Annotated in this window: 10 protein-coding genes; 6 read left to right on the forward strand and 4 right to left on the reverse strand. The window is 56.8% G+C overall.

Going from position 1 to position 9,884, the window contains the following annotated elements; translation table 11 throughout:
- A partial coding sequence (locus K8V32_RS01090; RefSeq protein WP_303901564.1) for a FecCD family ABC transporter permease occupies nt 1-797 on the forward strand: 797 nt, incomplete at its 5' end.
- A 1-nt stretch (nt 798) separates the two neighbouring features.
- On the forward strand, nt 799-1,581 hold the full coding sequence (locus tag K8V32_RS01095) for an ABC transporter ATP-binding protein (RefSeq protein WP_303901567.1): 783 nt from the start codon (nt 799-801) through the stop codon (nt 1,579-1,581).
- Between the two features lie 25 nt (nt 1,582-1,606).
- Here K8V32_RS01095 and K8V32_RS01100 read toward each other — a convergent pair whose 3' ends face one another.
- From K8V32_RS01100 to K8V32_RS01110, 3 genes are read right to left on the reverse strand one after another with little or no spacing between them, the layout of a single operon-like run.
- Nucleotides 1,607-3,439 carry a sugar phosphate isomerase/epimerase and 4-hydroxyphenylpyruvate domain-containing protein gene (locus K8V32_RS01100; RefSeq protein ID WP_303901572.1) on the reverse strand — a complete coding sequence of 611 codons (1,833 nt, stop codon included), beginning with the start codon at nt 3,437-3,439 and terminating at the stop codon, nt 1,607-1,609.
- Nucleotides 3,436-4,332 (reverse strand): shikimate dehydrogenase, encoded by an 897-nt coding sequence (locus K8V32_RS01105; protein WP_303901575.1) that lies wholly within the window; start codon nt 4,330-4,332, stop codon nt 3,436-3,438. Before K8V32_RS01105 ends, K8V32_RS01100 begins: the two co-directional genes overlap by 4 nt.
- Entirely contained in the window at nt 4,332-5,705 is a 1,374-nt protein-coding gene (locus K8V32_RS01110; protein ID WP_303901578.1) for an MFS transporter, read from the reverse strand. Before K8V32_RS01110 ends, K8V32_RS01105 begins: the two co-directional genes overlap by 1 nt.
- Nucleotides 5,706-5,865: 160 nt before the next feature.
- On the opposite strand from K8V32_RS01110, the gene K8V32_RS01115 reads away from it, so the two are divergent.
- Both K8V32_RS01115 and aroQ read left to right on the forward strand, forming a co-directional pair.
- The gene (locus K8V32_RS01115) at nt 5,866-6,633 is read left to right on the forward strand and encodes an IclR family transcriptional regulator (protein ID WP_303901581.1); all 768 of its coding nucleotides are present in this window, start codon (nt 5,866-5,868) and stop codon (nt 6,631-6,633) included.
- A 30-nt stretch (nt 6,634-6,663) separates the two neighbouring features.
- Nucleotides 6,664-7,116, forward strand: a complete 453-nt coding sequence (aroQ, locus tag K8V32_RS01120) for a type II 3-dehydroquinate dehydratase (RefSeq protein ID WP_303901584.1) — start codon at nt 6,664-6,666, stop codon at nt 7,114-7,116.
- Between the two features lie 37 nt (nt 7,117-7,153).
- Here aroQ and K8V32_RS01125 read toward each other — a convergent pair whose 3' ends face one another.
- The gene (locus K8V32_RS01125; protein ID WP_524536664.1) at nt 7,154-8,548 is read right to left on the reverse strand and encodes a short-chain fatty acid transporter; all 1,395 of its coding nucleotides are present in this window, start codon (nt 8,546-8,548) and stop codon (nt 7,154-7,156) included.
- A gap of 348 nt (nt 8,549-8,896) precedes the next feature.
- Between K8V32_RS01125 and K8V32_RS01130 the strand changes: the two genes are divergently transcribed.
- Both K8V32_RS01130 and K8V32_RS01135 read left to right on the forward strand, forming a co-directional pair.
- The gene (locus K8V32_RS01130; protein WP_303901587.1) at nt 8,897-9,160 is read left to right on the forward strand and encodes a hypothetical protein; all 264 of its coding nucleotides are present in this window, start codon (nt 8,897-8,899) and stop codon (nt 9,158-9,160) included.
- Nucleotides 9,161-9,356: 196 nt separating this feature from the next.
- Nucleotides 9,357-9,626 carry a DUF6480 family protein gene (locus tag K8V32_RS01135; RefSeq protein ID WP_303901590.1) on the forward strand — a complete coding sequence of 90 codons (270 nt, stop codon included), beginning with the start codon at nt 9,357-9,359 and terminating at the stop codon, nt 9,624-9,626.
- Nucleotides 9,627-9,884: the final 258 nt, after the last annotated feature.

Raw genomic sequence — 9,884 nt, forward strand, 5'->3', positions numbered from 1 at the left:
CCATCCTGGCCGGGGCAGCCTTTGGCTTATCCGGTTCGCTGTTCCAAACAGTCACGCGCAACCCACTGGGCAGTCCCGATGTTCTCGGGCTGGCCGCCGGCGCCGGTGCAGGTGTTGCGGTGGTCTCACTGTTTGCTACCGGACTGCCAGCACCCATCGGTGCACTGGCAGGCGCCGGTGTGGCCATCGGCCTGGTTGCCATCGCCACCGGTAGTGGCTTCTCCTCGACCTCGCGGGTCATTATTGCTGGCATCGCTGTGGCCGCTATGGCCACCGCCGTCACACAATTTGTGGTGACCGCGACGCTACGTGACGAAGCCGGCCGTCTCGCCGCCTACCTAGTTGGCAGTCTCAATGCTCGCGACCTTGGTCACGCCGGGCTCATCGGCATGGCACTGCTGGTCGCGCTACCACTGCTCATCGCACTGAATCCGCGGCTACAGCTGATGGAACTGGGCGACGAGCTGGCCACCTCGCTGGGTGGTAACGCCACGACGACGCGCACCTGGGCCATCGTGGTTTCGCTGATGTTGGCAGCCATGGCGGTGGCGGTCGCCGGGCCCATTGCGTTCATCGCGCTGATGAGCCCCCACGCCGCGCGTATGCTCGCCCGAAGTTCCGGCCCAAATCTGCTTGCGAGCGCATTGATCGGGGCCGTGCTGATGGTGCTTGCTGATCTTAGCGTCCAACAGGTGCCCGTGCTGGATGGTTTACCGGTCGGTATTATCACCGCGGGGTTTGGTGGCGTCTTCCTGGGCTATTTATTGCTTCGTGAATTCCGGAAAGGACAAGCCTGATATGACACCCAATTCCTTGGCCGCAACCGGCCTGACGGTGGGCTACGGTGAAACCCCGGTGCTCCAAGACCTGGACTTTTGTGTCCCACAGGGCCGCTTCACCGCGATTATTGGTCCTAATGGCTGCGGCAAATCAACCCTGGTGAAATCCCTGGCACGAGTGTTGGCAACACCGCCTGGCATGGTCACACTCGATGGCAAAAAACTCCAGGCATATCGTCCACGCCATCTGGCTCAACGGGTAGCGCTGCTGCCCCAACACCCCACCGTGCCCGACGGCGTGACCGTGCGCAGCCTAGTTGCCCGAGGCCGCTACCCGTACCACGGGCCGCTGCGGCAATGGTCCCCGAATGATACCCCGGCAATTGAGCAGGCACTGGACGATACCGGGCTGAGCGCCTTTGCGGATATCCCGGTTGCCGCATTATCGGGTGGCCAACGCCAACGCGCCTGGCTGGCGATGGTACTGGCCCAACAAACCGACTACGTGCTCTTGGATGAGCCAACCTCATTTCTGGATATCGCTCACCAAATTGAGGTGTTGCGGTTATGTCGCCGCATCACCAACCAGGGTCGCACCGTGGTGGCCGTCCTACACGACCTGAACCAAGCGGCACGCTATGCTGATGATCTGGTGGTCATGCGTGACGGCGTGATTGTCGCACACGGTCAATCAGACACAACACTGACCACCGAGTTGGTCTCGGAGGTCTTTGGCCTGGATTCAATGATCGGGGTGGACCCGTGCTCCGGCACTCCGATGGTGGTTCCGGTTGCCGAATAGCAGGAAGAAACTCCTGCAGGGAGTGCTACGACCGGCGGTGTTGTTCATGGTGATCTTGAGCAGCTAAACGCACCGCAGCATTGCCTGGACCATAGTCCTGATAGTCACCAATGCGTTGGACCAGTTCAATGAATAACCCACCGATGGTTTCGGAGTACAGGTGCAAGAACTCCCCGTCGGCGTTGCGATCGTACAAAATACCCAGTGACTGCCAGTGTTGCAGGGTGTCGTGATCAATCCCAAACCGGGCGTGTAAATCAGCATAGTAATTGCTGGCGATGGGTAACACTAGTAAACCGGCGTCAATGGCTTGTTGAGCGCGGGTCTGCAGATCATCCACGGCCAAGGCAATATGACCGGGATAGCGCACCGGTTCTCCGGCACGGTTGGTATACGTTGGCGGGACCTGGTTGAAAACCCAGCGGACCCCGGCCTGAGGCGACTGTAAAACCTGTGAGTGGACAAGCCCACGCGGTGACGCGACATCCTGGCCGGGGAGTGGTTCCAGACGCAGTAAAGCTCTGGTAAATAGTACTGAGGCCCCGAAATGGTCGCGAGCTTCTGGCACGTTGAGGTGGTCCAACCGCACGGAACCAGCGGAGTCTGCCGGGCTCGCTGGGTCCAGCCCGAATTCCTCCGGCCAGGCGGCAGCGTCGTCGTCGATAAAGAAAACCTGCATGCCGCTGGGACCAACCACCCCATCAAGTCGGGCTTCATCGGTGGTCACTGGACGCGAGACCCGGGTGGCTCCCAGGGCCTCTGCACGCGCCAGGGCTTCGGCACTGTTGGTGACTTGCACAGCAACCGAGGCGATATAGGTGCCATCGCCGCGGTTGGCAGACAGTACGACTTTGACATCTCCGCACACAAACAGTTGGGCAGTTTTTCTGCGGTGCTGACCAACGAAGGTGAATCCCAAGGATCCCAGGAGCGCACCGCAGTGATCTGGTGCATCGGTACTGATTTCAATGTGATCGATGACCTCAATGGGCTCGACCTTGGGCATGGGGGTCAGCAGTGCACGGCACGGGTGGTCTTTGGCGATCAGTCCGCGGCCACCTTGTTGGACCCAGCGTAATGACCGTAGTCCATCGACGGCGGTGATATTCGGGTTGGTTTCGCGGAACACGTCGTTGAAGATCTCCAACGACAAGGGGCCTTGGTATCCGGCTTGGGCAAGATAGGCCATGAATTCGAACATGGCAAAACTGCCCTCGCCGGGGAAGACCCGGTGGTGGCGCGACCAGGGCAGGATATCCATGCCAAGCTCTGGGGCATCGGCCAGTTGTACGAAGAATATTTTCTCGCCCGGGATCTGCAGTATCCGGGAAGGATCATCGTTTTTGGACAGGATGTGAAATGAGTCAAGACACACCCCGAGGTTGGGGTGATTCGCGGCTTGGACCAGTTGCCAACTATGCCAATACGTGTTGACATATGTGCCCCATGCTAGGGCCTCGTAGGCAATGCGCATGTTATAGCGGGCGGCAAGTTCTGCGGCACGGCGCAGCTGATCGGCGACCACGGCGTCGTCGTCGATGGTGGCTGTGGCCACGTTGGAGGGCACCAGGATCGTATCCATGCCGAGTTCTTGCATGAGCACGAATTTGGCTTCCAACCGGTGCAGATTGTCCTGGAAGAGTTCCTCGGTGACGCCTTCCAAATCGCGGAAGGGCTGGTAGAGGTCCAGGGTGAGATCCAGGCGATCGGCCAGTGCTTTGATTTCGGCCGGTGAGGAAGGGGAGACGACGAGGTCTTGTTCAAAGATCTCGATGCCGTCGAAACCTGCTCGAGCACAAGCCTGCATTTTTTCTTCAAGGGTGCCGGCCAGGCACACCGTGGCAATGGAGGTTTTCATATGTTCTCCTTGACTTGGAGCTGTTCTCGCTCTACGAGTTCATTGAGGTGAGCGTACATACGGTTGCGGTCGGGCACAATGCCGGTCACCAATTGGAACGTATCGGCAGCTTGACCAACCGCCATCGCTTTGCCGGGCATCACCGCGCACCCCAGCGCGCTTGCCTGGTCGATGAGTTCAGTTACCGCGGGTCGATAGACGATATCGGCAACCCACATCTGGGAGTGCAGCAGGCTGACATCCACCGGCAGTCCGGGGTGTGAAAACATGCCGATTGGGCTGGCATTGACCAATCCGGTGGCCTGCGGGACCCACCGGGGGCTATCGAGTGGTGAACCGGTACGAATCTCGACTGCAGAATCTGCCGGCTGGGCATGTTGGACTTGTTCGGCAAGTGCTTGGGCTCGCTGAGGCTGCGGGTCAATGATGGATAGACGCTGTGTGCCGGCACCTATCAGCGCATCGGCCACCGCTGAGCCGGCGCCACCGGCACCCAGCAGGACGACGTCGGCGAGATTTGCATCGGGTAGTTCCAGTGCAAGGGCCGAGGCGAAGCCGGAGCGGTCGGTGTTGTAGCCGATGAGCTTGCCGTCCTCAATGAGCACGGTATTGCAGGCGCCCAACCGTTTGGCTGCCGGATCGATATCGTCGAGATATTCCAGCACGAGTTGTTTGCACGGGTGGGTGACATTGAACGCGTTGAAGCCCAAGTTGATGCCAGCCGATAGCAGGTCACCGATCGCCGTGGCGGGCAGTTGGAGCTCCAAGAGGTCAATGGGCCGGTAGACGAATCGTAGATTCTGTGCGGTGGCCTCGCGTTCGTGCATTGGTGGGGTCAGTGATGGCCGGACGCCTTCACCGATCAGTCCCATGAGATAACTAGTTGTGTTCATTATTGTCCTGCTAACGTGGTACGTTCCTTCTCGGTGGTGTGCATGTCATCAATCTCGTCCAGAGACGCGGTGTAGGTTTCTTTGGCGGTCATTGCCGTCAGCGCGACAATCACACAGACCACGGTGGCAAATACGGCCGGTGGGAACCAGTTGGTCTGCTGATCACCGGCCAGCAGGGTCGCAACCACCGGGACCAGGCCACCGGATAGGGCGAATCCAAGTTGGGTGCCCAAGGCCAGGCCGGTAGCGCGCACTCGGGTGGGGAATTGCTCGGCATAGAAGGATGGCCAGATCGCGTTGGCGGCAGAGTACATGGCACCGGATAGCACAACGCCACAGATAAAGAGTGCGACCATGTTGCCTTGAGCAATGAAATAGAGGTACGGGTAGACAAAGATCGCAGAACCTAGGGCTCCGAAGATGAAGACTTTCTTGCGTCCGACCCGGTCTGCCAGGTGTCCGGCAATCGGAATGGCCACGAGAGCCAAGAGGTTTGCTAACACGGGAACCCATAACATTGTGGAACGATCTAAACCGTGACCGTTGGTGGCAAAGGAAATTGCCCACACGGTGATGTAAATGTTGATGGTGTTGATCAAAGCGCACACGGTGACACGAAGGACGGCGCGCCAGTGGAATCGAAGGGTCTGCGTCAACGGGGTCAGTGCGACAGTCTCGCGGCGTCGGGCTTCAAATGACGGCGGTTCTTCCAGGTGCCGACGGATTAACCAGGCGACGATAACAACGATTGCTGAGATCCAAAATGGGACGCGCCAGCCCCATGAGTAGAGTTGTTCGTCATTGAGCAAAGCGGTTAGTGGAATGAAAATACCGGTGGCCAACAGGGTGCCAGCTTGGGTGCCGTGGAGTGTCCAGGAGGAGGTGAGGGCACGACGGTTATCATCTGCGTGTTCGAGTGACACCGAGATTGCTGAAGCTTGTTCCCCGGATGCCGACAGACCTTGAATTATGCGACAAAGGACTAGTAGGGCGGGTGCTAGAAAACCGACATCTTCGTAGGTGGGTAAGAACCCGATTGCGAATGTCGCGCCACCCATGAGGAATAGTGTCAGCATCAAAACGAAACGGCGACCCATCCGGTCTGCGAGGGGCCCCATGATCATAGCGCCAAAGGGTCGGACAATATAGGCGACTCCTACGGTGCCCATCGCGAGTAAGACGGCAATTCCCGGTGAGGTGTCTTCGGGGAAAAACAACGTATTGAGTACCAATGCAGCGGCAGTGCCGTATACCGCGAAATCATAGTATTCCAGGGCTGAGCCAATCCAGCTAGCCAACGCGGCGCGTTTCGGCGTGCGTTCTGGCAGCTGACCTTGGGCAACTGCTTGGACCTTAGCTGCCGTAGCAGACATAAGATCACCCGACCTTCACATCGTATTGCCATTATATGGCAATTGTTGTTGAATGTTGATAACTCGTTAAGGATGAGCCACCGCACACCAGCGTGTCAAGCGACACGTACGTGGCCGCTGAATTACTGTTGGCGCAGTTGCCATGGAAGAAGGAGCAGCGATGAGTTCAGGAAGTTCGACCCTTGTGAAGGGACTTGATCTATTGCGCCTGATGGGCCGGTATCCCTCAGGCGCGCCCGCTGCGGTCATCGCAAAAGACTCTGAACTGCCGTTTTCTACCGCCTACCGGCTGCTGAATTCCCTGGTCGCGAGTGGTTTTGCAGAATTTGATGCTGACACCAAGCAGTATCGGCCCGGACTGGTGATTTTTGAGCTCAGTTCCAAGGTTGCATCAGCTCGTGGATACGACGGTACGGTTCTTCCGGTGTTGCAACAGTTATCTGCTACAACGAATGAGTCGTGCCTTTTTGCCGTCCGTGACGGGCTGGATACGGTCACGGTGCATACCGTGGATGGTCCAGAATTTCGTCAGACCACCGACCCGGGTGACCGGCTGCCATTGCACGTGTCGTCGATGGGCAAAGCGATTTTGGCCGGTCTACCAGAGCACGAGGCGCATGACGTGATTGAACAACTCACCTTGCAACCCCGCACTGAGCGAACGGTCTCAAGTGCAGCTGAATTGCATAACCAAATTGCTCAGGGACGCAAGGCCGGCTACGTGTACCAATCCGAAGAAGTGGATCTGGGTATGAATGCAATCGGAGCACCGGTTATTGATCACAATGGCAACGTCTTAGGGGCCATTGCCATTGCCGCACCATTATTCCGCGCGACCAAAACAGATCTACTACAACACCGCGACGCGCTAGACACCGCTGCCTATCAGCTCGCGATCGCCCTAACCACGATCCAACCACGCGGCTAATGCAGCTGCCATTATACGATGAGGAATACTATGAAAACTATCTACGTACTGAACGGGCCGAATCTCAATTTATTGGGACTGCGCGACCCTGCAACTTATGGCACACAAACCCTGGCTGATATTGAGTCGAACTGTCAAAAAGTCGCTGACCGGTATGGACTGGAATTGGTTTTTCGCCAGAGTAACCACGAGGGCGAACTCGTCGACTGGATTCACGAAGCAGGTGCTCAAGTTGCCGAGGGGAACTGTGTGGGCGTTGTCCTGAATGCTGGAGCGTATACGCATACTTCAGTGGCGTTAGCCGATGCGATCTCCGGTGCTTTCGTTCCAACGATTGAAGTGCATATTTCCAACGTTCATGCCCGGGAGTCTTTCCGTGATCATTCTTACTTGTCGCCGGTTGCCGCCGGGGTGATTGTTGGTCTTGGCACCTATGGTTATGAGCTCGGTATACAGGCGCTTGCACACCTGGCTGAAGAATAACATGATGTGATCTGGCTGCCGGTCATCCACCCCGGGACTAGAGGGACACTAACAACAGCGTGCCGCCAAACACGAGGCCCGAAGCGATCAACACGATCGTGGTGTAGCCCAGGATGTCGCGCATCTTCAGGCCTGCAATGGCCAACAGTGGGATCGCCCAGAATGGTTGAATCATATTGGTCCACTGGTCGCCGTAAGCCACGGCCATGATGGTAATTTCTGGTGCGACCCCCAGCTCGGCACCGGCAGACAACATGATCGGGCCCTGTACAGCGAATTGTCCACCGCCGGAGGGCACAAAGAAGTTCACCAGACCAGCCGACAGGAAGGCCAACAGACCAAAGGTCACGGGATTGGAAATCGACACGAAGGCATCCGAAAAGATCTGAATCAAACCAGACCCGGTCATCAGCCCCAAGATGCCCGCATACAGGGGGAACTGTAACAGAATTTCGCCGACATTGGCCGCAGCGTTTTTCGTCAACGCGATGAGTTCAAATGGATTGCGAACCAGCAGCAAAATGAGCGCCAAAAACGACCAATTGACGGTATCAAGGGTCAGGGTGCCGCCCTGGACGAAGTGCAATACCAGGTATGCGACCAGCATCAGGCCCAGCAGCAAGGTCACGATGCGGCTGGCATCCAACCGATCGGCTGGCGTGACGACATCTTCCTGCCCGTCGTCGACTTTTTGGCGAGTGTCGATCTTGAATTCGGTGATGTTATCACCCTTGCGTGGTGCCACCAGGTACAGCGACAGCCCAACCACCACAATTGTCACCACCGCGGCGATCATGTTCCAGCCGGAGAACACGGTCTGGCTGATCGGCACCGTCTGGCCACCCAGCGATTCGGCAAGGAATGAATCCGGTGTGGCCGCGGTCAGCGGCCCAGAGGCTGAATACCCCATGTGCCACACGACAAACCCGGCAAAACCTGAGGCTACGAGCATTGGGAAATGCAGTTTCAGTCCGCGTTGGCCGCCCTGATAGGCGACTTCGCGTGCCAGCAGCCCGCCAACAACCAGTCCAAGCCCCCAGGTGATCAGGCTGGCAAACGCAGCACCCAGAAACACAAAGACATAGGCGGCAAGTTCGGTGCGCGGAACACTCCCCAGAAACGCCAGGCCACGCTGAACCGGCCCCGTATTCGCCAGCATGTGCCCGAATAACAGGATCAAAGCCATCTGCGTGATGAAGTCTAAGAGGCCGGCCAGCCCGTTGCCCCAGTGCAAGACCAGTTCGCCGGGTGCTGTGTCAGTGAGGATCAGCGCCAGAATCACAACGACAAAGGTCAGCAGAATCGAAAACACTAGTGCAGACGGGATGAACCGTTCGACGACGTTGTTCAGCGGTCGCATCGCCCGCGATAAGGGCGTGCCATGCTTTCGCCGAGCTGTGGCAGTACTTGAATGTGAATCGGGGGATGACATGGCAAAGACTCCTCAAATTCAAGGCGGGCGTACCCGGTGCACACTCCGTGCATTGGATGTTACGACACTCTGACGTGGGGAAGAAGAGTACACCCCATGACGTCTTGAGATGATCCACAATGATGTTGGTCTCAAGGTGCAAGCGGAGGGTTGTGCCAATTACGGCGGGTTTGTTGAATCATCTGAAAAAACTTGAGATTCCATAAAAATCCCGATGATGGCGCGGATTATCAGGGTTTTCAAGTTATTTTGTAAGTTTTCATGAGACTAGAAGCCCTTACATGACTGCCTTCTGACCACTAGCGTGGACTTATAGCATCCTCGATTCAAGGGATGAAAGGAGTCGCTGTGAATCCTGAAGAGAAACTTCCAGATCAGCAACCCCAACAGCCGGACCCTGAGCATGGGAAATCCCCAACTCGCATGGGATTTTTTATGGTTCCCGTCAGTCTCGTTGGTGCCGTCTTATTGATCGGCGTGGGCGTTCGATTTATCACGGTTTCAGCCCAACCGGACGCAGTCGGATATGTGTTATTTGTTCTTGCCGCAGCACTTGTGGTTTTTGCGGTGTTACGCATCAGAAAGATCGCCACGGGGAAGGAAAAATATTAGCGACTAGTGCGCAATCTTGGCTAACACACGAAGGACCAGCAAGTATCATCCGATAGTTGCTGGTCCTTCTGAGCTGACCGGTGGCTTGATGATGTTTTGAATGATCTTGTCAGTGCTTGCTGTGGCCTTTACGCTGAACAAAGATCGCAAGCTTGAAACCTCAAAATTTCAGGCAGCTCATCGGAGGTGAGTCACAGTGTCGAACCAACAATGGGGACGTCCAGAAGATCACGAACCAAGAAATCCTAATCTTGATCCAAACACTACCGGTGATGCCGATTTGGAGCCCGGGGGAGGCGTGAAGCCGGGTCATACTCCACCAGATTCTCATTCGGCAACCTCAACCCCACCTCATGCCCCAGCACCGCGGCCACCGCGGTCAAAAACGACACTGGTCGTACTGATCGTCCTCGTGGCGATTTTGGTGCTGCTCTTCGTCGCTTACGGTATTGGCCTGTGGGGTTAGGGCTGCAGTGTAGCTTTCCGCCTCACGGGTAGTGGCCATAGATTTCAAAGAGGTTATGGCCGTCGCTGCGCTTTCATTGGTGAACAAATACCCCTGCACTCGAGAGGTGCTCAAAACAAAAGGCCCTCAGTGACTATTCCTAGGGCACTGGCGGCTGGTACTTTTGTGCCATGACCGAACGGAACATGCCATTTGAGGATCCAAAATATTTCGGATTTCCAAAAGAGGCCAGGATTGCTCACCAGCCAGGACTGACCG

It is taken from the genome of Enteractinococcus helveticum (genome assembly GCF_020742345.1).
Taxonomy (GTDB): domain Bacteria; phylum Actinomycetota; class Actinomycetes; order Actinomycetales; family Micrococcaceae; genus Yaniella; species Yaniella helvetica_A.

What these genes read in the sequence shown, in the direction of transcription:
- K8V32_RS01095 (WP_303901567.1), top strand. Translation starts at nt 799, where the DNA reads ATGACACCCAATTCCTTGGCCGCAACCGGCCTGACGGTGGGCTACGGT.
- K8V32_RS01100 (WP_303901572.1), bottom strand. Translation starts at nt 3,439, where the DNA reads ATGAAAACCTCCATTGCCACGGTGTGCCTGGCCGGCACCCTTGAAGAA.
- K8V32_RS01105 (WP_303901575.1), bottom strand. Translation starts at nt 4,332, where the DNA reads ATGAACACAACTAGTTATCTCATGGGACTGATCGGTGAAGGCGTCCGG.
- K8V32_RS01110 (WP_303901578.1), bottom strand. Translation starts at nt 5,705, where the DNA reads ATGTCTGCTACGGCAGCTAAGGTCCAAGCAGTTGCCCAAGGTCAGCTG.
- K8V32_RS01115 (WP_303901581.1), top strand. Translation starts at nt 5,866, where the DNA reads ATGAGTTCAGGAAGTTCGACCCTTGTGAAGGGACTTGATCTATTGCGC.
- aroQ (WP_303901584.1), top strand. Translation starts at nt 6,664, where the DNA reads ATGAAAACTATCTACGTACTGAACGGGCCGAATCTCAATTTATTGGGA.
- K8V32_RS01125 (WP_524536664.1), bottom strand. Translation starts at nt 8,548, where the DNA reads ATGTCATCCCCCGATTCACATTCAAGTACTGCCACAGCTCGGCGAAAG.